Below are 25,996 nucleotides of genomic sequence, written 5' to 3' on the forward strand. Positions count from 1 at the left end.
TTATTTTATTGATGCCTGAGGGTGCATCAGCCCATGGAACACGCCATCCGCACTTGCCAATAGCCTTACGTGCGGCGCTCGGCGGCGCATACGGAATGACGGAATTTCACCGTCCAAACGAGGACGCTCCACCTGTTCTCGACGCGAACACCCGTCAGGGTCCCTCGTCATCCTCAGGTATGACGCGACGGTGCCCGGTCCCTCCGGAGTCTGTCTTCGGAACCGGAACAGCGACTGACTACACGGCGCCAGTCAGCCAGGACGATGGATGAAGTCCCCGAACACACCGTCGTCCCTCAGGAGCGCCTTCTCGTGACCACCGCATCCATCGCCGACCGGGCCACCAGCGTGGCCGCGCGTGCCACGGATCTGTCGAAGATCTACGGACAGGGCGAGACCCAGGTGGTCGCCCTGGACCGGGTCACCGCCGAGTTCCGGCAGGCCGAGTTCACCGCGATCATGGGCCCGTCGGGCTCCGGCAAGTCCACGCTGATGCACTGCGTGGCCGGGCTGGACACCTTCTCGTCCGGGTCGGTGCGCATCGGCGACACCGAGCTGGGCTCCCTGAAGGACAAGCAGCTGACCAAGCTGCGCCGGGACAAGATCGGATTCATCTTCCAGGCGTTCAACCTGCTGCCGACGTTGACGGCCCTGGAGAACATCACCCTCCCGATGGACATCGCGGGCCGCAAGGCTGACAAGCAGTGGCTGGATTCGGTCATCCGGATGGTGGGCCTGGCCGATCGCCTCAGCCACCGCCCCGCCCAGCTCTCCGGCGGCCAGCAGCAGCGCGTCGCCGTCGCCCGCGCACTCGCCTCCAAGCCCGAGATCATCTTCGGCGACGAGCCGACCGGAAACCTCGACTCGCGCTCCGGCGCCGAGGTGCTCGGCTTCCTGCGCAACTCCGTACGGGAGTTGGGGCAGACGGTGGTGATGGTGACCCACGACCCGGTGGCGGCGGCGTACGCGGACCGCGTGGTGTTCCTCGCGGACGGCCGGATCGTCGACGAGATGTACCGACCGACGGCTGACACGGTCCTGGACTTCATGAAGCAGTTCGACGCGAAGGGCCGCACCAGCTGATGTTCCGCACCGCCCTGCGCAACGTACTCGCGCACAAGGCCCGGCTCCTGATGACCGTGCTCGCCGTGATGCTCGGCGTCGCGTTCGTCTCCGGCACCCTGGTCTTCGCCGACACCCTCTCCAACGCCTTCCGCAACCAGTCGGCGAAGAGCTACGACAACGTCGCCGTCGCCATCACCTCGTACGCGAACGCGGACGACGCCAAGGAAGAGCCCGGTCTCTCCCGCAAGACCCTCGACAAGATCGCCGCGGTGGACGGCGTCGACGCCGCGTACGGTCGCGTCGACGGCTTCGCCGGGGTCGCCGACCCCGACGGGAAGCTGATCGGCGTCGGCTGGTCCAACAAGGGCTCCAACTTCGCCCCCGGCAAGGACGGCAAGGACGCCGCCTACACGTTCACCGACGGCTCAGGCCCGGTGAAGGACGATCAGATCGCCCTGGACAAGGACTCCGCGGCCAAGGGCGAGTACCAGGTCGGCGACCGGGTCCGGGTCGCGACCAACGGGCCGGTGAAGGAGTACACCCTCAGCGGCGTGTTCACCACCGAGGACGGCGCCGTGAACGCCGGCGGCAGCCTCGTCCTCTTCGACACCGCGGTCGCCCAGAAGCAGTACCTCAAGCCCGGCTACTTCGAGAGCGCCACCGTCACCGCCGCCCCCGGCGCGTCCGACGCGAAGATCCTGGACGCGGTCAAGCCGTTGCTGCCGGACAGCGCCGAGGCCAAGACCGGCCAGGCGCTCGCGGACGAGCAGGCCGAGCAGATCGAGCAGGGTCTGGGCTCGCTCAAGCAGGTCCTGCTCGGCTTCGCGGGCATCGCGCTGTTCGTCGGGGTCTTCCTGATCTCCAACACCTTCACGATGCTGGTCGCCCAGCGCACGAAGGAGATCGCGCTGATGCGGGCCGTCGGCGCCTCGCGCAAGCAGATCACCCGCTCGGTGCTCGCCGAGGCCGCGGTGGTGGGCCTGGTCGCCTCGGTGATCGGCTTCGTCCTCGGCATCGGCCTTGCGGTCGGTCTGCGGTCCGGGATGGCCGCGTTCGGCATGAAGATTCCGGGCGGTCCGCTGATCGTGTCCGTCACGCCGGTGCTCGCCGCGCTCGGCGTGGGTGTGCTGATCACGATGTTCGCCGCCTGGCTGCCCGGGCGCCGGGCCGCGAAGATCCCGCCGGTGGCGGCCATGAGCAGCGTCCACGCGGTGGCGACCACCAAGTCGCTGGTGGTGCGCAACTCCATCGGTGCGGCCATCACCGCCCTCGGCGCGGGCGGGATCGTGCTGGGTGCCTCGTCCGGCGGCGACAACGGCCGGATGTACATCGCGGCGGGCGCGTTCTTCGCCCTGGTCGGTGTGATCATCCTGATCCCGCTGCTGTCCCGGCCCGTGATCGCGCTCGTCCGTCCGCTGCTCGTCGGCCCCTTCGGGGTGGCCGGCAAGCTGGCCGGCCAGAACGCGGTCCGCAATCCGCGCCGTACCGGCGCCACCGCCTCGGCGCTGGCGATCGGGCTGACGCTGGTGACCGGCCTTTCGGTGCTCGGTGTCACGGTCGGCACGGCCATCGACAAGATGACCACGGACAACATCAAGGCCGACTACATGGTCTCGATGGCGAACGGCGGCGACCTCGACCAGTCCGCGCTGACGGCGCTGCGCAAGGCCAAGGGTGTCTCGGCGGTCTCGCCGCAGCAGAGCGCCTACTTCCACCTCGGTGACGAGGACTTCGTGTCCGCTTCGGCAGTCACGCCGGGCGACATCGAGCAGGTCCTGAACGTCGACGTCGTCAGCGGCACCATCGATTCGCTCGCCAAGGGCCAGATCGCGGTCGCCGAGAAGACGGCCAAGAGCAAGGGCTGGAAGCCCGGCGACAGCCTCCCCGTCACCTTCGACGACGAGAAGAAGGGCACGCTGACGGTCGGCGCCGTCTTCAAGGACAGCGAGTTCCTCTCCCCGGTCCTCGTCGACACGAAGGTCGTGAACCCGCACGAGGTGCAGCCGTACATCCAGCAGATCTTCGTGAAGGTGGACGGCGGCGAGTCCTCGGCGAACGAGAAGGTCCTCGTCGACGCGCTGGGCGACAACCCCGCGATCACGGTCATGGACCGGCAGGACATCCGCAACGAGTTCGGCGGCGTCATCAACACCCTGCTGAACATCATGTACGGCCTGCTGGCGATGGCCCTGATCATCGCGGTGCTGGGCGTCGTCAACACCCTCGCGATGTCGGTCTTCGAACGGCAGCAGGAGATCGGCATGCTGCGCGCGATCGGTCTCGACCGGCGCCGGGTGAAGCGGATGGTCCGGCTGGAGGCCGTGGTCATCTCGGTGTTCGGCGCGGTGGTCGGCATCGGTCTCGGCTCGTTCCTCGGCTGGGCGATCGGCGAGACCTTCGCGGACCAGATCCCGGGCTACGCGCTGGTCCTGCCCTGGGACCGGATCGGGATCTTCCTGGTGCTGGCCGGTCTGGTGGGCGTCCTGGCCGCGCTGTGGCCGGCCCGCAACGCCGCGAAGCTGAACATGCTGAACGCGATCAAGGCCGAGTGACCAGGCCCCGGCACACCGAAGGGCCGGGCTTCCCCACGACGGGGGAGCCCGGCCCTTCCGCCTGCGTCCGGGTCAACGGCGCTCGGGCTCACTCCACTTGCGGGCCCGCAGCGGCATCCCGGAAGCGCCCCGTTCCGGTGTCTTCACCGCCAGCACCTGGTTGACCCCGATGCGGTTGCGCTCGAAGGCGAGTGCGCAGGCGGCCATGTACAGCTGCCAGACGCGGGCGCGTCCCGGGCTGGTGAGCTTGACGGCCCGAGCCCAGTCGGCCTCCAGGTTGGCGACCCAGCGGCGCAGGGTCAGGGCGTAGTGCTCCCGGATCGACTCCACGTCGCGCACCTCGAAGCCGGCCCGCTCCAGCTGGGCGACGGTGACGCCGATGGGCTGGAGCTCGCCGTCGGGGAAGACGTAGGAGTCGATGAACTCGTCGACCTGGTAGGTGGATTCGTCGCGCTGCGGCCGCCGCCCGATCTGGTGGTTGAGCAGCCGCCCACCGGGCTTCAGGAGCCGGTACAGCACATCGGCGTACTCCAGATAGCGCTCGGCGCCGACGTGCTCGGCCATGCCGATGGAGGAGATGGCGTCGTACGGCCCGTCTTCGACGTCCCGGTAGTCCTGTACGCGGATCTCGACCTTGTCGGTGAGCCCCTCGTCGGCGACGCGCTTGCGGGCGTACGCCGCCTGCTCCTGGGAGAGGGTGACGCCGACGACGCGCACGCCGTACTCACGGGCGGCGTGCACGGCCAAGGAGCCCCAGCCGCAGCCGACGTCGAGCAGCCGCCGGCCGGGCCCGAGGGCGAGCTTGCGGCAGATGAGGTCGAGCTTGTCGTGCTGGGCGGCTTCGAGGGTGCTGTCCGGGGGCGGGGCCGACCAGTAGGCGCAGGAGTACACCATGGACGGCCCGAGGACGATCTCGTAGAAGTCGTTGCCGACGTCGTAGTGGTGGCTGATGGCGCGTCTGTCGGTGCGCTTGGTGTGCAGATGGCCGCGGACCCGACGCACCTCCTCCGGCGGCGGCGCGGGCGGCAGCGGAAGGCCGCCGAGCCGGACGAGTCCCCGTACGGCGGCGCGCACTTCGGGATCCCGCAGCGCCTGAGCCAGGCTCCGGGTGTCCTCTCCCCGCTCCCACACCAGGCCGGCGAGCAGGTCGAGGGCGGTGTACAGATCCCCCTCGATGTCCAGGTCCCCGGCGACCCAGGCCCGGGCGAGCCCCAACTCGCCGGGCTTCCACAACAGCCGCCGTACGGCACGGCGGTTGCGTACGACGAGGGTCGGCGCGCCAGGCGGACCCGCCTGCGAACCGTCCCAGGCGCGGATGCGCACCGGGAGCGGGACTCCCAGCAACTGTTCGAGAAGGCTCTTCAGCCGCACAGCGGCGTCTGCCATGGCGCACACCTCCGTGATCGGATCCCGGAATGTCCAACACCACGTAAACACCTGGGAGCCCCGTGCGCAGTCCCCCACGCGCGTTACAGCTGGGCAAACAACCGTCCCGGAGGGACGAACGCCGAAGGACCTCCCGCACCACGGATGGCGGGAGGTCCTTCGGTTGGTTCAGCGACCGGAAGGGGTCAGGAGGCCTTGGCCTTCTCGCCCTTGCCGGCCTTGCTCGCGGCAGCGACCGGGGCCGGCTTGGCGGCCTCGTAGAACTCCTCGCGCGGGTGCTCCATCGCGCCGAGGGAGACGACCTCGCGCTTGAGGAACATGGCGAGGGTCCAGTCGGCGAAGACGCGGACCTTGCGGTTCCAGGTCGGCATGGCCATGCCGTGGTAGCCACGGTGCATGTACCAGGCGAGACGGCCCTTGAGCTTGATCTTCATCTTGCCCATGACGATCATCGCCACGCCCTTGTGGAGGCCGAGGCCCGCCACCGCGCCCTTGTTGGCGTGCGAGTAGTCCTTCTGCGGGAAGCCCCGCATACCGGAGATCACGTTGTCGCCGAGGACGCGCGCCTGACGCAGCGCGTGCTGGGCGTTCGGCGGGCACCAGGCGTTGTCGTTGCCCGCCTTGCGGCCGACGAGGTCCGGGACCTGGGCGTTGTCGCCCGCGGCCCAGATGTAGTCCGTGCCCTTGACCTGGAGCGTCGTCTCGCAGTCGACGTGACCGCGGGGGCCGAGCGGCAGACCGAAGCGGGCGAGGGCCGGGTTCGGCTTGACGCCGGCCGTCCACACGATCGTGTTGGAGTCGACCTCGAGCCCGTTCTTCAGCACGACGTGGCCGTCGACGCAGGAGTCCATGGAGGTGGAGAGGTAGACCTCGACCCCGCGGGCCTCCAGGTGCTCCTTGCCGTACTGGCCGAGCTTGGGGCCGACCTCGGGGAGGATCTTGTCGGCGGCGTCGACGAGGACGAACCGCATGTCCTCGCGGGAGACGCTGGTGTAGTACTTGGCCGCGTCGCGGGCCATGTCCTCGACCTCGCCGATGGTCTCCGCACCCGCGAAGCCACCGCCGATGAAGACGAAGGTGAGCGCCTTGCGGCGGATCTCCTCGTCGGTCGTGGAGTCGGCCTTGTCGAGCTGCTCGAGGACGTGGTTGCGCAGGCCGATGGCCTCCTCGATGCCCTTCATACCGATGCCCTGCTCGGCGAGGCCGGGGATCGGGAAGGTGCGGGAGACCGCGCCCATCGCGATGACCAGGTAGTCGAAAGGCAGCTCGTACGCCTCGCCCACCAGCGGGGCGATCGTGGCGACCTTGCGGTCCTGGTCGATGGTGGTGACCCGGCCGGTGAGAACCTCCGCCTTGGGCAGCACGCGTCGCAGCGGGACAACGACGTGGCGCGGGGAGATGCTGCCGGCGGCGGTTTCGGGGAGGAAGGGCTGGTAGGTCATGTACGACCGGGGGTCGACGACCGTGACGGTCGCCTCGCCGTAGCGCATCTTCTTGAGGATGCGCCGAGCTGCGTACAGGCCTACGTACCCACCGCCTACTACGAGGATCCTGGGACGCTCCGTGGTGCTCATGCCATCGAGTATCCACCCGCCTCAGGGGGGTCGCTCGTGCGCCCCTTCACAAGCTCTTGCAGGCCCTGTGCTACACTCCCCGGCCCGCGTGACGCAGGTCATGGTCACGATCGGGAACCCGGGTGCGCTACACCCCGTTGTCAATGCCGCGTGAGCTGCCTCTCTGGGCCGCCGGGCCCCCTGTGAGCGGGTCGGAACACCCTCCGGCGAGAACCTCCCGGAGCACCCTTACACCGTCCATCTGAACACGTTCAAGGCCCTGTTCACCCCTCGGACGGGTCAACCGCCACCGATCTGTGCCCCGACAGGGCAGAATTCCTTGTGAAGAACTTCACGAAGTTTCTTCGGCGGGTGCCTCCGGAGGGTTCCCGAAGGGCTCGGAAGGCCCCCTCGGGAGCGCTCATACGCTAGCCGACCTGCTCAGTCGACGGCTACCGTCCAGTAGCAAACGAGACCCGGACCACCCTCCTGCGGCGGCCTGGATCACCGTTCACCCGTCAGCCGCATTCCGCGCGCGCTTGGACAGAAGTGTGCATAGCGTGCAGCCATGATCACCTCACAGAAGGCCCTCAAGCGGGCCACCTCGCGAATAGTCTCGGTCGGCGCGGCTCTGGGCATCGCTCTCGCGGTGGGGGCGGCAACCGCCGCATCCGCTGCGGCAGCACCGGCCACCTCACACGTCGTCACAAGGGCCGCGGACGGCGGCCACGGCCACCACCATCACCACCACCACGACCACCACGGCCACGGCGACCACGACGGCGGGTCGTGCAGCGGCCTCCTGGTCCTTCTCTGCAATTGACGGACAGCCCGCACGGGCCAAGACGACGGCCCCGGTTCCTCACCACGAGGTACCGGGGCCGTTTTGCGTCGCCGCCGCAGATCAGCCGCCGTGTCCTTGCTCTTCCGCGGCTTCCGCCACCTTGAAGGCGATGCCGTCGAGGATGTCGTGCTCGCTGACGACGACCTCCTGCGCACCGATCCGTTCCATGATCGCGAGCAGCACCAGAGCGCCCGCCGCGATGACGTCAACCCGCCCCGGATGCATGGACGGTACGGCCGCGCGCTCGGCGTGGGTGGAGCGCAGCAGCCAGTCGGTGATCTCCCGGACCCGATCGTGGGTGATCCGGGAGTGGTGGATGCGGGCCGAGTCGTACTCGGGCAGCTCCTGGGCGATCGCCGACACCGTGGTGACCGAACCGGCCAGCCCCACCAGCGTGCGCGCCTCGCGCAATGGCACTGTCTCCTCGGCGAGGTCGAGGGCCGCCTCGATGTCGGCCCGCATCGCCGCGATCTGCTCCGCGGACGGCGGGTCGCAGACGACGCCGTCGCGGACCAGGTGACGCTCGGTCATCCGCACACAGCCGACGTCCACGGAGCGTGCCGCGCGCACGTGCTCCTCGCCGACGACGAACTCGGTCGACCCGCCGCCGATGTCCACCACCAGATAGGGCTTGGGGAGGTGATCGTGCTCCGCCAGCTCCTTCGTCGCGCCCGTGAAGGAGAACTCGGCCTCCTGGTCCCCGGAGATGACCTCGGGCTCGACCCCCAGGATGTCCATGACCCCGCGCACGAACTCGTCCCGGTTCTCGGCGTCCCGGGAGGCGGACGTGGCGACGAAGCGCAGCCGCTCGGCGCCGTGCTCCTTGATGATCGCCGCGTACTCACGGCAGGCGGCGAAGGTGCGCTCCAACGCCTCGGGGGCGAGCCGGCCGGTCCGGTCGACGCCCTGTCCGAGCCGCACGATGGTCATACGGCGGTCCAGGTCGACGAGTTCACCGGTGGCGGGGTCCACATCGGCGACGAGAAGCCGGATGGAGTTGGTACCGCAGTCGATGGCGGCGACGCGGGTCATGGGGGTGCCTTTCGATGTGCGGGACATTCTCAGCCCGTCCGGGGGTGCCCCCTCTGGGGGAGTTTGAGGACGAGGCCGTTCGGGCCGAAGCGGGGGTCCAAGGGGCGGCAGCCCCCTGGCGGGGTCGAAGGGGCGGCAGCCCCTTCAGGACTGGACGGGTAGGGGCGGCGGGGGCGAGATCACTCGGCGGAGACCACGCACGGCCCCTTCGCCCACCACTCGGGCAACATCGCGATCGCCTCGTCCCCCAGCGGATTGACACCGGGCCCGGCCGCCAACGAGTGCGCGACCAGCACATGCAGGCACTTCACCCGATCCGGCATACCGCCCGCGCTCGGGAAGCCCTTCAGCTCCTCGATCTCGTCGCGGCGCCGGATGTAGTCCTCGTGCGCGGCACGGTAGGCGGCGGCCAGCTCCGGGTCGCTCTCCAGCCGCGCCGTCATCTCCTTCATCACGCCGTTCGCCTCCAGCGTGCCGATCGCCGACGACGCCTTGGGGCACGTCAGGTAGTACAGCGTCGGGAAGGGCGTGCCGTCGGGCAGCCGGGGAGCCGTCTCGACCACGTCCGGCTGCCCGCAGGGGCACCGGTGCGCGATCGCGCGCAGCCCGCGCGGCGGACGTCCGAGCTGCTGCTTGAAGGCCTCGACATCCGCGTCGGTGGGCTCGGTGCGCGGGGTGGGCGGCGGGGGCGTTTCCATGCCTGTCTTTCTATCGGTTCTCGTCGGCGATCCGTGGATCGGGCCCGGCGATCGGTTCACTGGTCGGAGGCGTCGGCCTTGTCGACCCCGTCCCAGATGTTCGTGTACCAGGGCCGGTCGGCCGCGCCCAGTTCGGTCCGAGACTGCTTGGCCGCGTCCGGGTCGATCACGATGTAACCGGTCTCCCCGGGCATCACATAGTGCAGCCGCAGCCGGATCTGCTGCTCCGCGTACGCGTCGTCCTGCCAGCGCGCCTTGATGTCGCGCAGCCGCTCGACCCGCTCGGCGGCCTCTTCCTTCTCCCGCTGCATGTCGGCGATGTCGGCACGCTGGGAGACGTACTGCCTTATGGGGTAGGCGAGCGCCACGACCAGGGAGCAGACGACCAGCGCGAGCAGCGCGGCGCGTCCGGTGAGCCTGGAGCGCCGGGCCTGCCGCTTGGTCTGGGAGCGGTAGACGCGGGCCGCCGTCTGCTCTCCGAGCAACCGGATCCTGGTCGCGGTGGAGAACCGGTCCCGGTCCTTCACGGCCATGTCCCGCCTCCCGTTTCACACGCGTACGTCCCCGCACACGGTACGGGACCGAGTACGGGGACGTACGTACGACTGGCTAAGGCTCACCCCAGGTTGGGGTCAGCCGGGGCTCAGCCCTTGAAGCGCGGGAACGCGCTACGGCCGGCGTACACCGCGGCGTCGTCGAGGATCTCCTCGATGCGCAGCAGCTGGTTGTACTTGGCGACGCGCTCGGAGCGGGCCGGGGCGCCGGTCTTGATCTGGCCGCAGTTGGTGGCGACGGCCAGGTCGGCGATGGTGACGTCCTCGGTCTCGCCGGAGCGGTGGGACATCATGCACTTGAAGCCGCTGCGCTGGGCGAGCTCGACGGCGTCCAGGGTCTCGGTGAGCGAGCCGATCTGGTTCACCTTCACCAGCAGGGCGTTGGCCGCGCCCTCGTCGATGCCGCGGGCCAGGCGCTCGGGGTTGGTGACGAACAGGTCGTCGCCGACGAGCTGGACCTTGTCACCGAGCTTGTCGGTGATGGTCTTCCAGCCGTCCCAGTCGTCCTCGAACAGCGGGTCCTCGATGGAGACCAGCGGGTACGCCTCGACCAGCTCGGCGTAGTAGTCGGTCATCTCGGCGGCGGAGCGCGCCTTGCCCTCGAAGAGGTAGGAGCCGTCCTTGTAGAACTCGGACGCGGCGACGTCGAGCGCGAGGGCGATCTGCTCGCCGGGGGTGTAGCCGGCCTCCTTGATGGCCTCGAGGATGAGGTCGAGGGCCTCGCGGTTGGAGCCGAGGTTCGGGGCGAAGCCGCCCTCGTCGCCGAGGCCGGTGGACAGGCCGCGGCCCTTCAGCACCTTCTTGAGGGTGTGGTAGACCTCGGTGCCCCAGCGCAGGGCCTCGGAGAAGGTCTCCGCGCCGATCGGGGCGATCATGAACTCCTGGATGTCCACGTTGGAGTCGGCGTGCGAGCCGCCGTTCAGGATGTTCATCATCGGCACCGGCAGCAGGTGCGCGTTCGGGCCGCCCAGGTAGCGGAAGAGCGGGAGGTCGCTGGCCTCGGAGGCGGCGTGGGCGACGGCGAGCGAGACGCCGAGGATGGCGTTGGCGCCGAGGGAACCCTTGTTGTCGGTGGCGTCCAGGTCGAACATCGCCTGGTCGATCAGGCGCTGCTCGGTGGCGTCGTAGCCGACGAGCTCCGGGCCGATCTGCTCGATGACGGCGAGGACGGCCTTCTCGACACCCTTGCCGAGGTAGCGGTTCTGGTCGCCGTCGCGAAGCTCGATGGCCTCGAAGGCGCCGGTGGAGGCGCCGGACGGAACGGCGGCACGACCCGTGCTGCCGTCGTCGAGGCCGACCTCGACCTCGACGGTGGGGTTGCCTCGCGAGTCGAGGATTTCCCGGGCTACGACGACGTCGATGGACGGCACGAGCATCTCCTTCGTGGATGTGACGCTGTTGGTGCGGGGCTGTGAGCCTTGCGACTAGAGCCTAACCGCCTCGGGGACATCGGCAGCCGACCGACCGTCCCGTGGACAGAAGCGAACCGTACCCATTGTTCCCCGCCGGAACAAAGGGCGGGTGGCATTCAGGGAAAGAAAAAGCCCCGCCCCGGTGCGTACGGGGGAAGACGCACCGGAGCGGGGAGCCCGTGGGGGACGGGGGTGACCCTCACGAGGACTTCACTATGAGGTCCACGCATGTGAGGGCGCTGTGGTTCAGCTGTCCGTATTACTTCAGGTGCAGCTGCTGGCCCGGGTAGATCAGGTTCGCGTCCTCGACGATGTCCTTGTTCAGCTGGAAGAGCTTCTCCCAGCCGCCCTTGACGTCGTGCTCCGCGGCGATCGAGCTGAGGGTGTCGCCCTTGACGACCTTGTACTCGCCGTCGCCCTTCTTGACCTTCTTGCCGGTCGGGGTGGTGACGGTCTTGGTGCTCTTCTTGGCGGCGGGACGCTCGCTGGAGCGGGAGGCCGACTGCTGCTCGGTGGAGCGGGTGGTGCTCTCGCTGCTCTGCGAGGAACCGCTCGACGAGGAGCCGGAGCCGCTGTACGCGGCGCTCGACAGGCCGGTGCCGCAGTTCGGCCAGGCACCCTTGCCCTGGCTGGCGAGGACCTTCTCGGCGATCTCGATCTGCTGGCCCTTGCTGGCCTGGTCGGCGGTGGAGGCGTACGCCGTGCCGCCGTACGCGGCCCAGGTGGAGGCCGAGAACTGCAGACCGCCGTAGTAGCCGTTGCCGGTGTTGATCGACCAGTTGCCGCCGGACTCGCACTGGGCGACGGCGTCCCACTCGGAGGCGGTGGCGGCGGAGGCGCTGCCGGCCGCCATCAGCGGGGCGGCGACGGCGGCGGCGCCGGTGACGCCGACGACGGCTATGGCGCGAGCGGCCTTGGACGGACGACGGTGCTTGCCCTTGCTGGAAAACAGCATGGAGAGATCCCCTCACCGACGCCTGCGAGGTGAGCTGTCGGGTTCGGGCCGGTTGAGTTGCCCGGCCGCGCACGTTCGCCTTTCGGCTCGCGTTGCGCGGCTTCACCCCAAGCCGACTCCGGCCGTGCGGCCCCGAAGGGCCTCAACTGCCGGACCCGGCACTTACCTTGGGTCCCCCGCTCCTGCCTACGGCGCTTTACGCGACGACTGTTCCCGTACGGCCGCTGGCAGGATTCGGCGTTGCGGCAGCCGGGGCTCGTGGTGACGAGCGGTCATGACCGTAGCCACGCGATTCGCGGAATTTCAAAGACGATCAGGGCTTCTGAGATCTATCTCTCAGTACATTCAAAACGGACATTCAGCGCGAACCATGACGCGAACTGTCGCTGTTTTTCGCCCTGTTCGCCCCCTATTTGGTGGGGACTTCCAGGGTCTGACCGGGGAAGATGTGGTTCGCGTCAGTACCGATGGCCTGCTTGTTCGCGTCGTACAGCGCGGACCATCCGCCGTCGAGGCCAAGGGAGTCGGCGATGGAGGCGAGAGTGTCGCCGGCGCGGACGGTGTACGAGGCATGGCGACCGGAGGACTTGGCGGCGGCTTCGCTCGCCCCGCTCTCGTCGGCACTGGGTCCGCGATGACGTCCCGAGCCGACTGTCCCGGAGTCGATGGCCCCGGTGTCGACGAGGCTCCGGGAGCCCTCTCCTTGCTCTGATTTGTCCAGATTGTCGCTCTTGGGCGTCTCCACGGGCGAGCCGTCGGGCGACTGCGGGGCACTCGCATCGGCGGGCGCATCGGACTTCGAGGAGTTGTCCGCCGAAGAGGACGAAGAGTGCGAAGAGGAAGAAGGAGAGGAATTCTTGGACGAGTCGGAAGAATCGGACGAAGCGTCGGGAGAGCCGCTCGACGGGTTCGAGGAATCCGAGGAGTCGCCGGAGGAGTTCGCCGAATCCGACGAGTCCGATGAACTCGACGAACTCGATGAACTCGACGAGTTAAGCGAATCGAGCAATCCGGACGATCCAGACACTTCGGAGGGTGAGCCCTCGTCGACGCCGGTGTCGAGGTCGACCGAACCGGACTCCTTGGTGAGCCCACTGAGCAGTCCGCAGGTACGCCAGGCGCCGACACCCTGGTCGGCGAGGATGTCCTGGGCCACGGCGATCTGCTGGGAACGGCTCGCCAGGTCGGGGCTGGAGGCGTAGTCGAGGCCGCCGTACTTCTCCCAGTCGTCCTGGGTCAGTTGCAGTCCGCCGTAGCGCCCGTTGCCCTCGTCGGCGCTCCAGGAGCCGCCGGTCTCGCAGTCGGCCACCTTGTCCCACACGTTGCCCTCGGCCGCACTCGCGCCGGTGGCGCCGAGGAGCGGGATGGCGATGGCGGACCCGGTCACTCCGGCCGCGACGAGGAGCGCCGGAGCCTGACGGGGGCGACGGTGACGACCGTTCCCGGAGAGCATGCAGGGGGCCTTTCGCGAGACAGCAGGGACCGGCGCGGCGGGTGAAGCCGGGTGATGCGGGGGGCCGCGCTGATCCGTGAACGTATAGGCAGGCGATCACTTGTCACAAGTTAATGCCGCGTAGATCACGTGAAGATCACAGACTTGAGGGTCTCTCATCTTCAGGTGTGCGAAGGCGCTGTACGGGGTACATGCAGCGCTTCGTTCCGGTCAGTAACCGGACGGGTGTGAACTGCGATTGCTCGCGCCCGGCGTGAACTCGACGGGCAGCGTGCGCAGTCCTCGCATGATGAGGCCGCCCCGCCACCGCAACTCGGTTGGATCCACCGCGAGTTCCAGGTCCGGCAGGCGGGTGAGGAGCGTGGCGAGGGCGGTCTGGCCCTCCAGGCGGGCGAGCGGGGCGCCGAGGCAGTAGTGGATGCCGTGGCCGTAGCCGAGGTGCTGGTTGTCGCGGCGGCCGAGGTCGAGGACGTCGGGGTCCGCGAACCGCTCCGGGTCACGGTCGGCGGCGGCCAGGACGACGAGGACAGGATCGCCGAGTGCGATGTGCTGCCCGCCGATGGTGAGGGGTTCGGTGGCGAAGCGCCAGGTGGCGAGTTCGACGGGGCCGTCGTAACGCAGGAGCTCCTCGATGCCGGTGGCGAGGAGGGCGGTTTCGCCGCGGGTGAGGGAGGTCTGCAGGCGGGCGCGCTGCTCGGGGTGGGTGAGCAGGGCGAAGGTGCCGTTGCCGATGAGGTTGACGGTCGTCTCGAAGCCGGCGAACAGCAGGATGAAGGCCATCGCCGCGGCCTCGTTCTCGGTGAGGTGCTCGCCGTGGTCGGAGGCGCGGATGAGGCCGGAGATGAGGTCCTCGCCGGGGGTGGGGGTGTCGGGGAGTGCCTCGCGCTTGCGGTGGATGAGGTCGGCGAGATAGCCGCGCATCTTCTTCACGGACCGCGCGACACCGCCCCGGGGCCCGCCTTGATGCCGGATCATCATGCCCGCCCAGTCCCGGAAGTCGTCCTGGTCCTCGCGGGGGACGCCGAGCAGGTCGCAGATGGCGTAGATGGGGAGCGGGAAGGCGAACTCGTGGATGAGGTCGGCGCTGCCGTTCTGCGCGAACTGGTCGATGAGGTGGTCCGTGAGCTCCTGCACCCGGGGAGCGAACTCGGCGACGCGGCGAGGGGTGAAGGCCTTGGAGACGAGCCTGCGCAGGCGGGTGTGATCGGGCGGGTCGATGTTCAGCAGGTGCGTCATCAACTCGGCCTTGCGCTCACCCGGGATGCCGGTCTTGCCCTTGGCGTGGGCGGGCTCGTCGTGGTGGGCCGGGTTCTTGGAGAGGCGGGCGTCGGCGAGGGCCTGCTTGGCGTCGGTGTAGCGGGTGACCAGCCAGGCCTCCACGCCGCTGGGCAGGCGCGTCCTGTGCACGGGGGCGTGTTCGCGGAGCCAGGCGTAGGCGGGGTAGGGGTTGGTGGCGAACTCCCAGCTGAAGAGGTCGGGGGCCGCGGGAGTGGTGCTGGTGGGGGTGGGCTGGTCAGTCACTCCTTGACGGTATCCGGAGCCGGGGTGGGAGTGCGGTGGGGTGGTGGAGCGAGGGTTTCGGGGATTCCCGTGGGGTTCGCGTCAGCGGCTTTGCGCAGCCATTCCTCGGCTTCCTCATGCTTGCCCTGCTTTCGCAGCAGGTCTCCGATGCACTGCTCGGCGTCCAGGGCACCGCCTTCCTGGGCCCGGCGATAGATCCTCATCGCCTCGTCGAGCAGGCCCTCGTGCTCCAACAGCTTGCCGAGGTTGCGCAACGAGGATGGATCTCCACTCAGTGCAGCCTGCCGGAGAAGGGCGCCCACCTCGGGGTCGTCGGGCCCGACCTGCCACGAGAGATAGACGGCGAGTTCACCTGCAGAGCGGGGGTCGCCCCATTCGGTGCCGTAACGAAGCCACATCTCCGCCTCGGGATCCCTCCAAGTACTGAGGATCGTGCCCAGGCTGGCGGCAACCTCACGACGGCCCAGAGCCGCGGCTCTGCGGTACCAGCGGAGCGCCTCGTCCTCACGCCCGTCCCCCACGACCATGTCGCCCAGCTCATGCGCCGCGGCCGCCTCACCGGCTTCCGCCGCAGTGCGCAGCCAGTGCTCGGCCCGGTCCCGCAACAGGCTGCCCAGCCGCGCCGCGGCCTTCGCGCTGCCCGCCTCAGCCGCCCGCTCCAGGTACGGGAGCGCGCTGCCCTCCTCCCCCCGGTCCCGCAGAATCTCCGCCAGTTCCACAGCTGCCCACGGATCTCCCGCCTCCGCCGCCAGCCGCAGCCACCCCTCACGCTCACCGCCCTCGGTGCGCCGGGCGAACCCGAGCGCCACCGCGGTGTCCCCCGCCTCCACGCGGTCGTGCAACGCGGCGCGGGCCGCGTCGAGGACGGCGGCGAAGTCCAGCGCAGCGCCCGGCTCCCGGGCCGCGTCGAGCAGCGTCCACCACACCTCGTCCGGCACCGGTTCCAGATCGCCACCCGACCTCAGCGCCTCCGAGACAAGCGCCCCGTACGCCCGCCAGGTGCCGTCCTCCTCGCCCGCCACGAGCAGCCCCGAAACGCCGAACATCGGCGCCGTCGCCCAGGCGAGAGCATCCTCGAACGACTCCCGCTCCTCCACCCTGTACAGCTCCTGGACCCTCCTGAGCAGCTCGACGGGGACCGCTCCCGTGACCCCGCACCGGGCCAGATCGACGGCCGCCCGGACGAGTAACTGCCCACGCGGGTGCTCCAGTTGGGTTCCCACCCGACGCCACTCGTCGAACAGGTGATGTCCGACGCCGAAGTACGAGGCCACGCCCTCCCGGCCGCTCCACATGTACGCCGGATACGCACGCCGATCGTCGAGCGCCGCCAGCCGCGCCAGCTCCGCCTCACTCCACTCGCGCCCGAGCTCCACGGTGCGGGCCGCGGCGACGACCCGGTCGCCGGGGGCGGTCCCGGCCCGGCGCCGGTAGTACTCGTCGGGGCTCATCGTCGCGAGCACGACGGCACCAAGATCGTTGATCCGCCCCAGGAGCCGCAGGTCCAGGCCGCCCGCGCCGAGATGGCCGGTCAGCTCGTCCAGCCACACGACGTATTTGCCGGGGCTGCCCTTCAGCGTGGCCGCCAGGGGCCGTAGGTCCTCGCCCGGGTCCGGGGCGTACAGGCGGTGCCCCTCCAACGACCGCACGCCATGCCATGCGGTGTACGACTTGCCCACGCACGGTTCGCCCAGGATCAGCACGAGGCTGTTGCCGGCGAGCTGGGTGCGCAGGTCCTCGTCGCGGTCGCGCGGGACGTACGGCGGCACGTCGGGCAGCCCGGGCACGGGCCGGGTCGGGCGTACGCCGAACTCCCTCGGCCCCACATCACCCACCGGCCGCCACTCCGCCGGGGCGGGAACGGTGCCGTAGTGGTTGTGCTGCACGCCGACGACGCGGTCGCGGAACGTGGAGTCGCGGAAGTCGATGTGGTCACCGGCGACGTGGGGGGTGATGCCACCGATCACCACAGGGTCGTTGCCCCCGGTCAAAGCGACGCCCATGACACCGTCCGCCACTACGGAACGGGGCCCGCCGGCCGTGACGCCGGAAGCGGTGCTGGTCGGAGGGGGTGCGGGGGTGGCGTGCTCGGCTGCGATCGCCTTGAGGTCGGAGAACTCCTGGGGATGGTTTCTGCGCAGGACCGACAGCAACCCGACCCAGTCGCGGGCGTCCGCACTGTCCATGGAAGCGATTCCGGCTGTCCGGATCCAGAGGTCCACCGCCCCTGGAATGCTCGACCGCATCAGCGGATCCAGGACCCGCTGCGATGTGCCCCGCGAGTCGATCATGGCGCGCATCAGCGCGTCCCTCAGCTCCTCCAACTCCGTTGCCACACCGGCCCCCGCTCCTCGCACCCACCCGTTGCGCCAACGGTACTAAGGGGACACCCCCTCAGCAGCCCGCACGGCATCCCGGTAGGCCCGCGCGGCAACCCGCAGGGCCGCCTCCGGATCCACCCCGGCCGCCTCCGCCCGCACCGCCATCGCGAGCAGCTCGTACCCGATGCCCTCCCCCGACGGCAGCGGCACCTCCAGCCCCGCCGTACGCACCCGCGACGCCAGCTTCGCCGCGAGGGCGAGGCCCGGCTGGCCCAGGGGTATGCCCTCGGTCACCGACTCCCGCTGCTTCTCGACGGCCTTCGTGCGCAGCCAGTGCTCCTTGACCTCCTCGGGGGTCGTCGCCGTCTCGTCGCCGAAGACGTGCGGGTGGCGGTGGATGAGCTTGGTGACGATGCCGCCGGCCACGTCGTCGATGGAGAAGGGGGACTCCGGGTCCTCCTCGGCGATGCGCGCGTGGAAGACGACCTGCAGCAGTACGTCGCCCAGCTCCTCGCGGAGCTCGTCGCGGTCTCCGTCCTCGATCGCCTCGACGAGTTCGTACGCCTCCTCGATGCCGTACTTGGCCAGGCCCTTGTGGGTCTGCTGGGAGGACCACGGGCACTCGGCGCGGATGCGGTCCATGACCTGGACGAGGTCGAGGAGGCGGGCGCCCGGGAGGTCGTAGGAGGCGGGGAGCAGCTCCAGCTCCGGCATCTGGATGCGGCCGCTGCCCGCCAGGCGGGCCAGCCCGTCCGTCAGGGCCGGCTCGCCCTCACCCGTGGCCACGACCACGACCGTGCGGCCGCCGGCGCACGCGTCGATCAGTTCCTCGGCGGTCGGGGCGGCCTCGTCGACCGCTATCCGGGCCTCACGCAGATACGGCAGCAGCGGATGCGCGCCGTCCGCGCACAGCACGCGGTCGGCGCCGTGCAGCGCCTGCCACGCCGGCCAGGACAGCAGGCCGGGCGCAACGCGGTGGCTGGTGGTGAGCAGGACGATGCGGCCGGGGGCGGCTTCGGGACTGGTTGCGTTCACGATCCGAACGTAACCCAAGCCACGCACAACCCCCTGAGTTATCCACAGGCCGGGCGGCCCCGCCGTTTTCCACAGGGGGCGGGCGGCCGCGCCGTACCGTTACGCCGTCTGCGGCGTCCCCGCCGCCGTCACCTCGCGTACCCACGGCGTCTTCGCGTCGACCCGGCTGCTCTTCTGGACGTCCCAGGTGCCGTAGCGCGGGTTGAGGTCGATGTCGAGCTTCTTGGACGCCTCGGCCAGGGCGTTCCAGAAGGCCGGCTTGCCGGTGTCGGTGCCGAGGGCGGCGGCGAGTTTCTGGGCCTCGAGCTGGAGGCGGAGGTTCTCGTCGAGGCGCTCGGGGGCGATGCCGTACTGCTGGAGCCACGCCGTTTCCAGCGCCTTGGCGCCGCCGACCTGCTCTTCCAGCTCGGAGCGCATCTTCTGGAGCTCCTTGCGGGTGACGGTCACGCCCGCGTCCCGCGCGGCGCGGTGCAGCACCTGGTCGAGGACGAGGTTGTGCAGGACGTCGCGCGGGAGGGTGCCCGACTTGGCGATGACCTGCGCGTACTGGGCGTCGTCCGACACGGCCGCGCGCTGTGCCGCACGCACCTCGCCCACCCGGTTCTCCAGCTGGGCGACGGTGATCCGCTGGCCGCCGACGACGGCCGCCGCGCCGGGATGCGCGTCGTTTCCGCAGGCGGTGAGCAAAGGCGCCGCGGCGATCACGGCGGAGAGCAGGAGCGCGGTGCGACGGCGGCGGTGCAAGGAAACCTCCCGAGGAGATTGTGCGACGGTGCACAAAGTCTTGCGGTGATCGATGGTAGGCAGTCGGCAAGCTCTGGCCAACCCATTCGACCAACGATTCACCAGGACTTCGGGCACCGACGCCTCCCCCGCACGACCCGCACAGCCCACAGCGCGTACCAGAGGAAGTAGATCGGGCTGCCGGCCTTCATGCCGAGCGCCGAGGGAGGCGGCCGTGGAGGCGGTGAGGTTGGGCTGGGAGCAGCCGCGGTTCCCGCCGCCGACGTAGACGGCGGCGGCGCCGTAGAAGCCGTTGGTGCGCCAGGCCTTCATCGCGGAGAGGGAGGGTGCGGCGCAGGTGTCGAAGGCACGGCCGGTGTACGTCCGCTGCGCCGGCCATTTTGTGACGCCCGCGGGACGGTGTTTCCCGAACCCAGGACGGGGATCCCTCAACCCCCGGCAAAAACTAGCCGCGCACCTGCCCCAGCCACTGCAGGGTCCGCCGTACCTCCCCCGCGAGCGGGTGGCCGGGGCCGTGCAGCCGTTCCACGTCGAGCAGCAGGCGGCCCAGGGTGTCGTGGGCGGCGGGGCGGTCGCCGAGGGCGAGCAGGAGGTGGCCGATGCGGCGGCGCACGTCGTGGGCGAGCTGGGGGTCGCCGGAGACGTACTGGTTCTCGTAGTACGGCAGCAGCGCGCGGTACTCGGCGAGCGCGGCCGCCGGTTCGCCGAGCTGTTCCAGGCAGTGGGCGACGTCGTAGCGGAAGCGCAGGGACTGCGGGTCGGCCTGGCCGGCCTCGGCGGCGCGTTCGTCGGCGAGGCGGCGCAGCTCGGGCAGCGCGCGCCGGTACTGGCCGTCGTCCATGAGGGTGGCCGCGTACTGCTTGCGCAGGGTGCGGACCACCGGGGAGTGCTCGCCGTGCTGTTCGGCGGCGGCGGGCAGGATCGCGCCGAGGATGTCGACGGCCTGGGTGATACGGCCCTCGCCGAGGAGGCGCTTGACCTCGTCAACGGCGCGCGCGACGTCCGGTTTCTCGGTGGCGGGCGCGGCCGGTGTGACGGGGGCGGGCTGGGGCGCGGGGGTGCGGGCGCGATCCGGCCAGGGGGCGTGCGGGCGCAGGAAGGGGCGGGTGGGGTCGAGGGGCGAGCCGGTGGGTGTCCCGCGCGCGGGCAGGAGCGGCTCCAGGTCCTCGTACACCTCCTGCGCGGAGGCGGGGCGGTGCTGCGGGTCCTTGGCGAGCAGGCGCAGGACCAGGGCTTCGAGTGCCTCGGGGACCTCGGGGCGGATACGGCGCACGGGCAGCGGCGGCTCGTACAGGTGCCGGTGCAGCACGCCGAGTGCCGTCGAGCCGGAGAACGGCACGTCGCCGCTGAGGAGTTCGTGCAGGAGTACGCCGAGTGCGTACAGGTCGGTGTACGGGCCGACCGCGCCGCCCATCGCCTGCTCGGGGGCCATGTAGGCGGGTGAGCCGATGGGGGTGCCGGTGTGGGTGAGGCGGGTGGTGTCGGCGTCCATGACGGAGGCGACGCCGAGGTCGAGGACGGTGACCGTGCCGTCCTGCTTCACCATCACGTTGCGCGGCTTGAGGTCGCGGTGGACGATCGGCACGGCGTGCACGGCGCTCAGTACGGCGCACAGTTGCGCGGCGACCGCGACCGCCCACTGCCAGGGGTACGGGTTGCGCTCGGCGAGGTGGTCGGAGAGGTCGGCGCCGTCGACGTACTGCATGACGAGGAACAGCTCCTCGCCCTCGCTGCCCGCGTCGTGCACGGTGACGAGCCCGGGGTGGTCGACCTGCGCGGTCACCCGGCACTCGCGCACGAACCGGCGGCGCAGTTCGTCCGCCTCCTGCCCGGCCACCTTGTCGGGGCGCAGCAGCTTCACCGCCACACGCCGGTCGAGCCGCTGGTCGTACGCCGTCCATACCTGTCCCATGCCGCCCTGCCCGATGAGCGTGGACAGTTCATAGCGGCCTGCGACGACACGTCCTGTCGCCACGGTCACCTTCCGCCCTCGTGGTTGCCGTCCTGCCGGCCGTCGTGCTGGCGCAGGTAGTCACTGAGCTCGTCGAGCTCGGCACGCACCTGGTCGATACGCGCGGGCGCGGGGCGCGGGGCCGGGGGCGGCGGTACGGGGGTGTGGGGGGCGGCGTCGCGGGGTGTCGGCGTCGGCGCTGTCGGCGTTATCGGCGGCCGGGGTATCGGTGTGTGGGGTATCGGCGGCGCCTGCGGCACGGTCGTGGCGGTGTACGGCGACTGGGGCTGCGGGTAACCGTAGGCCGGGGCCGGGGGCTGCTGGGCGGGGTAGCCGGGGAAGCGGAGTTGGTGGAAGTGGCGTATGTCCGCGGAGAGGTAGTAGGAGATCGAGGCCACGAGGCCGCCCAGGACGAGGGCGAGGCCCGTCCAGCCGCCCGCGGTGTGGATCTCCTCGCCGGGCTCGGAACCCATCAGGTAGAAGCCGAGGAACACCACCACGATCGACGCCGCGAACAGACACCAGTCGAGCGCCTTGCGGGTCACGATGGCCAGGCGCAGCATCATCGTCCACATCAGCAGGCCGAAGCTGCACACCGAGATCACGACGAACAACACGCGCAGGAAGACCAGCACCCCGGTGGGCGGCTGCTGCTTCACCGGCTGCGTGTAGCCGTGGCCTTGCATGACTGCTCCTGATGCCTGAAGTAGGTGTACGGCGTCGACCGCCCCTGCCCGGTGCGGGGCAACCTCGGTCGTGCGATTGTCGCTTCGAGCGTATAGGTCGACACCGACATACGGTCACCGGTTGTACCGAACCGTTGCCATGCTGATCACTTCGCACGACGCCGCAGGTCGCACGGAGGCTCGGCCTCCGAATCAGTCGGACACGACCTCCCCCGTCCGTAAGGCAAGGACGTAGTACGGCACCAGGAACGACGAAACGCCCCGCCCTGCCGGGGAAGGCGGGCGGGGCTCGGAGAAGGGTGGTTCCGCGGCACGGGGGGAATCGCGGAGCCGCCGGCTGCCGATGACCAGTCAGCGCCTCATCTCCGCACCGGGAAGGACAAGCCCTCTGGAGCGGGCCACGGTTCCTTCCCGGAGTTCAGGTGTTCCGGGTCGGGCGGTCACGGCTCCCGACGGTCCTGCACCTTGATCGCAGCCGCCAGGACCGCCGCCGTCAGGGACGCCACGTAGACACAGGCCAGATAGGGCCCGCCGGGGAAGGAGACGCCGCCGGACTGTCCCTGGAAGTCGCTCAGCGCCAGGAACGGCATCCACGGGCCGATGTCGACCCCCGCCAGCCAGTCACCCGTGGCCGACAGAGCCGGTTCGACGACCAGCGCCCAGACCAGGACGACGGTGATGGTCGCGCCACCGCTCTTGAGGAGGAGACCGATGGCCATGCTCAGCACAGCCACGATGGCGAGCGCGACGGGAAGGGTGAGGAGTTGGCGCCATTCGAGCCCGCCGGAGGGCGCGACATCGGCGTCCGGCGCCACGACGGCCGCGACGGCGACTCCCCCCGCCCCCAACAGGACGCCCATCAGCGCCGCGAGCCCCGCGATCACCCCGGCCTTGCCCAGCAACAGCCGTGTCCAGGACGGCACGGCGAGACGGGACAGCCAGATCGTGCCCGTACGGAACTCCATCGTCGCGCTGCGGGCCGCGAACACCATGATCAGGAACTGCGCGAAGGCGGGGCCGACCATCACTTCGGACAGGCCGGCCGCCTCCCCCTCCGTGGGCGAACGCACAGCGAGGCCGCTGAGGGTGAGCGAGACGACCGCGGTGATGCCGAGAAGCCACGGTGTGGAAGTGAGCGAACGAAGCTTGTGCGCCTCGGCTCGCAGCACGGCGGTGCTGGTCATACGGCCCTCTCTTCCGCTGGTGCCACCGAGCCCCGGTACTCCACCGAGCCGCCCGTGAGTTGGAGGTAGGCATCCTCGACCGTGCCGCGGCGCGGGGTCAGTTCGAACAGCACGAGCCCGGCCCCGGCCGCGGCCCTGCCGATGTCCTCGCAACTCAGCCCGGTGACCAGCAGGGGCGGGGCGGACGGATCCGCTCCCGGCACGCCGTCGGCCACGGTGGCGCCCGCCTGCATGAGCATCTCGCGCAGGCGGCCGGGTTCCGGACCGCGTACGAGCACCTCACCCTGCGCGGAGGCACCGACCGAGGTGAGTTCCGCGATGGAGCACTGCTTGATGAGCTGCCCGCGGCCGATCACCACCACCTCGTCGGCCAGCTGTGCCATCTCGGCGAGGAGATGACTGGACACGAGGACGCTGCGTCCTTCGGCCGCGAGTTGTCTCAGCAGCCCGCGCATCCATGCGATGCCCTCGGGGTCGAGGCCGTTCGCCGGTTCGTCCAGGATCAGGATTCCGGGGTCCCCCAGCAACGCGGCGGCCAGGCCGAGCCGTTGGGACATGCCCAGAGAGAAGCCTCCGGTCCGCTGCTCCGCCACATCGCTGAGCCCGACCCGGGACAGAACCTCGTCCACGCGGCCGACGGGGATCCGGTTGCTGTGCGCGAGCCACGTCAGGTGAGCCCGTGCGCTGCGCTTGGGATGCGCCCACCGCGCGTCCAGCAACGCGCCCACGACGCGCAACGGCTCGGCGTGCTCGTGATAGCTGCGGCCCTGGATGCGGGCCGTACCGCTGTCCGGCCGGGTCAGGCCGAGCGTCATGCGCAGGGTGGTGCTCTTGCCGGCGCCGTTGGGCCCCAGGAATCCGGTGACGGATCCCGGGCGCACCGTGAACGACAGGCCGTCGACCACGCGCTTCTTCCCGTACGACTTGGTCAGATCAGCGATCTCGATCGTAGACATCGGTGACACCCCGCCCCGTCAGGCCGTGATGAGCTGGTGCACCACGGCGAACCCGCCGGCCACGAGCAGGAACACCACCCAGACCGCCTTGCCGAGGGCGAGACCGCGTCGCACCGCGCGCACGCACTCGACCAGACCGACCAGCGCTGCCAGCAGGCCGATGCCACCGATCACCGCGCCCACGACGTACGCCCACGTGTGGTCGCCCAGGGTGCGCAGCAGCAGCGCGGCCAGGCCGAGCGGGAGCACCGGCCAGGCATCGCCGCTCACGGAGGCGGGAGCCTCGTTCGCCGTCACGGAGGGCCTTGCTTTACTCATGTCTTCCTTGAGTCGTCGAAGTGGAATGCGGCGGGGCGGGGGGAGGGGGTGTGCGGTGTGCGGGCCACGGAGGGGGAACTTCCCGTGGCCCGCACACCGCTTCACCACTGCCCGAGTCACCCTGAGGCGCCTCGGTCAGATCGCCCGGATGTCAGAGCCCAGTTGTCAGAGCCCGGATGTCAGAGACCGATGAAGTCCCGAACGGCCGAGTAGACCTCGTAGACCGTGGCGCCGACCTCGATCGCCTTGCGGACGAGCCACGGCACGTAGCGCTCGTAGGCCCGCTTGAACGCGTCGTAGCCCGCCCGCGCCGCGTCCTTCAGCTTGTTCCAGGCACCGGAGCCGAGGTCCTTGAGCTTGTTGATGATCCAGGTCCACCGGCCCCGCTCCCCGGCCCGGTCGGCCTGGGCCTCCGCCGACGCCGTGGCGGCCTTGCCGGCGGTCGAAGCCGACGGCGTCAGCTTCACCTCGGCGGCCGACGACACCGCACGGTGTGTGTCGACCGTCTGAACCTGGGCAACGGCGGTGGGGCGGGCCTGAGGCATCGCGGAGGCCGCCGGGGCCCCGACGCCTATGAGCGCGCCGACGAGCACGGTGCTCGCGATGATGCGGTTCTTGTTCAAGGGTTCCTCCGTGAGTCAACTGCCAAGTCGCCGTGGCCGGTTGGCCGGCGGCTCGCAGAGGTTCACGAAGCCCTCTCTTCGCGATCGCTTCGTCGCGACTCCTGGGTGCCTCAGGCATGTGGAGATCATGCCCCTCAGGTGTCTCCGATGTATCTCCGATCCGCCTCTTGCGCTGGTCAGGCGGCTGGACTGCGTCGATTCAGCACACTCGTGGAATCTTTTTGGCGGCCTGCCCGGGCTCGTCGCGCCGAGCCGGATACTTCTTGCCATTCGTGATCAGCTCTTGTTATTGCTAAGGCACGTGATGCGCGTTTGCTGACCACTGCGTCGCATCCAGCGGACTGGTCCTACCCAGAAGGCGAGCGACCGGTCCGTCCTTCCAGACAATCAGGGGGACTTATGTCGAGCTCGATGACGCGTGCGACAAGAGATCCAGGTTCCGTACAACTCCGGTTGCTGGGCCATGACGGCGTCCACCTCGCTGATGACGAGTCCTACCGTCTGCCACCGCAGACGGCGGAACTCCTGGCCTACCTCGAACTGCGCGAAGGGCGGACCGCGCGCCGCCCCGCGATCATCAGGTCCCTGTGGCCCGACGAGGCGGAACGCCCCGGGCGGCGCAGGCTGAGCCGACTGCTGTGGCGGGTGAACCAGGTGGCGCCCCGGGAGCTGGTGATCGCGGAGGGCGAGACCGTACGCGTCGCTGACATGCTCATGAGCGACTGGCAGCAGGCACGCGACGCACTGGCCCACCCGGACTGGCCGCACACTCCGTCGCTCACGACGGATCTCGAACTGCTGCAGCACCCTTTGCTGGTGGACGTGCACTCGTCCTGGGTGGAGGAACACCAAAGGACGTGGGATCAGCGCAGGTTCCACGCTCTGCGCGAAGCGGGCGAGACCCTGCTCCACAGCGGCAGGCCGCGGGAGGCCGTCGAGATCGCGGAACTCCTGGTCACGTGGGAACCACTGGACGAGCCCAGCCATCTCCTGCTGATCCGTGCCCACATGAAGCTGGGAGCGCCGGGCAGGTCCACGGAGTTGTACCAGGAATTCCGGCGCCGCCTGCGCAAGGAGCTGGGCGTCGAGCCCGCCTTCGAGCTCACCCGCGCGGCAGCCCTGGCGGGGTGATCACCCGCACCTTGCGGAAGCG

General features: G+C 69.9%; 22 protein-coding genes and 1 riboswitch. Of the genes, 4 read left to right on the forward strand and 18 right to left on the reverse strand.

Translation table 11 applies throughout. The features are described from left to right. Positions 1–312: 312 nt before the first annotated feature. Positions 313–1,083, forward strand: a complete 771-nt coding sequence (locus tag PBV52_RS18605) for an ABC transporter ATP-binding protein (protein ID WP_274239554.1) — start codon at positions 313–315, stop codon at positions 1,081–1,083. Continuing rightward, positions 1,083–3,617, forward strand: coding sequence for an ABC transporter permease (locus PBV52_RS18610; RefSeq protein ID WP_274239556.1), 2,535 nt, complete (start codon positions 1,083–1,085; stop codon positions 3,615–3,617). The genes PBV52_RS18605 and PBV52_RS18610 overlap by 1 nt, the downstream gene beginning before the upstream one ends. 72 nt (positions 3,618–3,689) lie before the next feature. Here PBV52_RS18610 and PBV52_RS18615 read toward each other — a convergent pair whose 3' ends face one another. Further along, entirely contained in the window at positions 3,690–5,003 is a 1,314-nt protein-coding gene (locus PBV52_RS18615) for a class I SAM-dependent methyltransferase (RefSeq protein WP_274239558.1), read from the reverse strand. Positions 5,004–5,188: 185 nt separating this feature from the next. Continuing rightward, entirely contained in the window at positions 5,189–6,577 is a 1,389-nt protein-coding gene (locus PBV52_RS18620; RefSeq protein WP_274239560.1) for an NAD(P)/FAD-dependent oxidoreductase, read from the reverse strand. A gap of 547 nt (positions 6,578–7,124) precedes the next feature. Between PBV52_RS18620 and PBV52_RS18625 the strand changes: the two genes are divergently transcribed. Further along, complete coding sequence (locus tag PBV52_RS18625; RefSeq protein WP_274239562.1) at positions 7,125–7,379, forward strand: hypothetical protein; 255 nt, start codon at positions 7,125–7,127, stop codon at positions 7,377–7,379. An 81-nt stretch (positions 7,380–7,460) separates the two neighbouring features. Here PBV52_RS18625 and PBV52_RS18630 read toward each other — a convergent pair whose 3' ends face one another. From PBV52_RS18630 to PBV52_RS18705, 16 genes are all read right to left on the reverse strand, one after another. Further along, positions 7,461–8,432, reverse strand: a complete 972-nt coding sequence (locus tag PBV52_RS18630) for a Ppx/GppA phosphatase family protein (protein WP_274239564.1) — start codon at positions 8,430–8,432, stop codon at positions 7,461–7,463. A gap of 179 nt (positions 8,433–8,611) precedes the next feature. After that, entirely contained in the window at positions 8,612–9,130 is a 519-nt protein-coding gene (locus PBV52_RS18635) for a DUF501 domain-containing protein (protein ID WP_274239565.1), read from the reverse strand. A 56-nt stretch (positions 9,131–9,186) separates the two neighbouring features. Beyond that, on the reverse strand, positions 9,187–9,663 hold the full coding sequence (locus PBV52_RS18640; RefSeq protein ID WP_274239566.1) for a septum formation initiator family protein: 477 nt from the start codon (positions 9,661–9,663) through the stop codon (positions 9,187–9,189). 110 nt (positions 9,664–9,773) lie between these two features. Next, positions 9,774–11,054: a phosphopyruvate hydratase gene (gene eno, locus PBV52_RS18645; protein WP_274239567.1), complete on the reverse strand. Its 1,281-nt coding sequence runs from the start codon at positions 11,052–11,054 to the stop codon at positions 9,774–9,776. A 301-nt stretch (positions 11,055–11,355) separates the two neighbouring features. Further along, positions 11,356–12,051 (reverse strand): transglycosylase family protein, encoded by a 696-nt coding sequence (locus PBV52_RS18650; RefSeq protein WP_274239568.1) that lies wholly within the window; start codon positions 12,049–12,051, stop codon positions 11,356–11,358. A 4-nt stretch (positions 12,052–12,055) separates the two neighbouring features. After that, a riboswitch (cyclic di-AMP (ydaO/yuaA leader) is annotated at positions 12,056–12,255 on the reverse strand. A gap of 205 nt (positions 12,256–12,460) precedes the next feature. Beyond that, positions 12,461–13,504, reverse strand: a complete 1,044-nt coding sequence (locus PBV52_RS18655; protein WP_274239569.1) for a transglycosylase family protein — start codon at positions 13,502–13,504, stop codon at positions 12,461–12,463. Between the two features lie 210 nt (positions 13,505–13,714). Further along, positions 13,715–15,025 (reverse strand): cytochrome P450, encoded by a 1,311-nt coding sequence (locus PBV52_RS18660; protein WP_274239570.1) that lies wholly within the window; start codon positions 15,023–15,025, stop codon positions 13,715–13,717. After that, positions 15,022–17,361 carry a tetratricopeptide repeat protein gene (locus PBV52_RS18665; protein ID WP_274239573.1) on the reverse strand — a complete coding sequence of 780 codons (2,340 nt, stop codon included), beginning with the start codon at positions 17,359–17,361 and terminating at the stop codon, positions 15,022–15,024. The genes PBV52_RS18660 and PBV52_RS18665 overlap by 4 nt, the downstream gene beginning before the upstream one ends. A 42-nt stretch (positions 17,362–17,403) precedes the next feature. Continuing rightward, a complete protein-coding gene (locus tag PBV52_RS18670; protein WP_274239575.1) occupies positions 17,404–18,381 on the reverse strand; it encodes a nucleoside triphosphate pyrophosphohydrolase in 978 nt (325 codons plus the stop codon). A gap of 99 nt (positions 18,382–18,480) precedes the next feature. Continuing rightward, positions 18,481–19,125: a SurA N-terminal domain-containing protein gene (locus PBV52_RS18675; RefSeq protein ID WP_274239577.1), complete on the reverse strand. Its 645-nt coding sequence runs from the start codon at positions 19,123–19,125 to the stop codon at positions 18,481–18,483. A 445-nt stretch (positions 19,126–19,570) separates the two neighbouring features. Beyond that, positions 19,571–21,064 (reverse strand): serine/threonine-protein kinase, encoded by a 1,494-nt coding sequence (locus PBV52_RS18680; protein ID WP_274249446.1) that lies wholly within the window; start codon positions 21,062–21,064, stop codon positions 19,571–19,573. Positions 21,065–21,102: 38 nt separating this feature from the next. Further along, positions 21,103–21,762, reverse strand: a complete 660-nt coding sequence (locus PBV52_RS18685) for a hypothetical protein (RefSeq protein WP_274239579.1) — start codon at positions 21,760–21,762, stop codon at positions 21,103–21,105. A 440-nt stretch (positions 21,763–22,202) separates the two neighbouring features. Beyond that, positions 22,203–22,946 (reverse strand): hypothetical protein, encoded by a 744-nt coding sequence (locus PBV52_RS18690; RefSeq protein WP_274239581.1) that lies wholly within the window; start codon positions 22,944–22,946, stop codon positions 22,203–22,205. Beyond that, the gene (locus PBV52_RS18695; RefSeq protein WP_274239582.1) at positions 22,943–23,902 is read right to left on the reverse strand and encodes an ABC transporter ATP-binding protein; all 960 of its coding nucleotides are present in this window, start codon (positions 23,900–23,902) and stop codon (positions 22,943–22,945) included. Before PBV52_RS18695 ends, PBV52_RS18690 begins: the two co-directional genes overlap by 4 nt. 18 nt (positions 23,903–23,920) lie before the next feature. Next, positions 23,921–24,220: a hypothetical protein gene (locus tag PBV52_RS18700; RefSeq protein ID WP_274239584.1), complete on the reverse strand. Its 300-nt coding sequence runs from the start codon at positions 24,218–24,220 to the stop codon at positions 23,921–23,923. Positions 24,221–24,399: 179 nt separating this feature from the next. Then, the gene (locus PBV52_RS18705; RefSeq protein WP_274239586.1) at positions 24,400–24,843 is read right to left on the reverse strand and encodes a hypothetical protein; all 444 of its coding nucleotides are present in this window, start codon (positions 24,841–24,843) and stop codon (positions 24,400–24,402) included. 411 nt (positions 24,844–25,254) lie between these two features. Here PBV52_RS18705 and PBV52_RS18710 point away from each other — a divergent pair, with 411 nt between their 5' ends. Further along, positions 25,255–25,974 carry a bacterial transcriptional activator domain-containing protein gene (locus tag PBV52_RS18710; RefSeq protein WP_274239588.1) on the forward strand — a complete coding sequence of 240 codons (720 nt, stop codon included), beginning with the start codon at positions 25,255–25,257 and terminating at the stop codon, positions 25,972–25,974. Positions 25,975–25,996 lie beyond the last annotated feature (22 nt).

It is taken from the genome of Streptomyces sp. T12, assembly GCF_028736035.1.
Taxonomy (GTDB): domain Bacteria; phylum Actinomycetota; class Actinomycetes; order Streptomycetales; family Streptomycetaceae; genus Streptomyces.

Excerpts from the sequence above, each read along its gene's own strand:
- PBV52_RS18640 (WP_274239566.1), bottom strand. The coding sequence starts at position 9,663 with ATGGCCGTGAAGGACCGGGACCGGTTCTCCACCGCGACCAGGATCCGG.
- PBV52_RS18700 (WP_274239584.1), bottom strand. The coding sequence starts at position 24,220 with ATGAGTAAAGCAAGGCCCTCCGTGACGGCGAACGAGGCTCCCGCCTCC.
- PBV52_RS18650 (WP_274239568.1), bottom strand. The coding sequence starts at position 12,051 with ATGCTGTTTTCCAGCAAGGGCAAGCACCGTCGTCCGTCCAAGGCCGCT.
- PBV52_RS18710 (WP_274239588.1), top strand. The coding sequence starts at position 25,255 with ATGACGCGTGCGACAAGAGATCCAGGTTCCGTACAACTCCGGTTGCTG.
- PBV52_RS18615 (WP_274239558.1), bottom strand. The coding sequence starts at position 5,003 with ATGGCAGACGCCGCTGTGCGGCTGAAGAGCCTTCTCGAACAGTTGCTG.
- PBV52_RS18655 (WP_274239569.1), bottom strand. The coding sequence starts at position 13,504 with ATGCTCTCCGGGAACGGTCGTCACCGTCGCCCCCGTCAGGCTCCGGCG.
- PBV52_RS18620 (WP_274239560.1), bottom strand. The coding sequence starts at position 6,577 with ATGAGCACCACGGAGCGTCCCAGGATCCTCGTAGTAGGCGGTGGGTAC.
- PBV52_RS18695 (WP_274239582.1), bottom strand. The coding sequence starts at position 23,902 with ATGTCTACGATCGAGATCGCTGATCTGACCAAGTCGTACGGGAAGAAG.
- PBV52_RS18685 (WP_274239579.1), bottom strand. The coding sequence starts at position 21,762 with ATGCAAGGCCACGGCTACACGCAGCCGGTGAAGCAGCAGCCGCCCACC.
- PBV52_RS18630 (WP_274239564.1), bottom strand. The coding sequence starts at position 8,432 with ATGACCCGCGTCGCCGCCATCGACTGCGGTACCAACTCCATCCGGCTT.
- PBV52_RS18635 (WP_274239565.1), bottom strand. The coding sequence starts at position 9,130 with ATGGAAACGCCCCCGCCGCCCACCCCGCGCACCGAGCCCACCGACGCG.
- PBV52_RS18625 (WP_274239562.1), top strand. The coding sequence starts at position 7,125 with ATGATCACCTCACAGAAGGCCCTCAAGCGGGCCACCTCGCGAATAGTC.
- PBV52_RS18690 (WP_274239581.1), bottom strand. The coding sequence starts at position 22,946 with ATGACCAGCACCGCCGTGCTGCGAGCCGAGGCGCACAAGCTTCGTTCG.
- PBV52_RS18610 (WP_274239556.1), top strand. The coding sequence starts at position 1,083 with ATGTTCCGCACCGCCCTGCGCAACGTACTCGCGCACAAGGCCCGGCTC.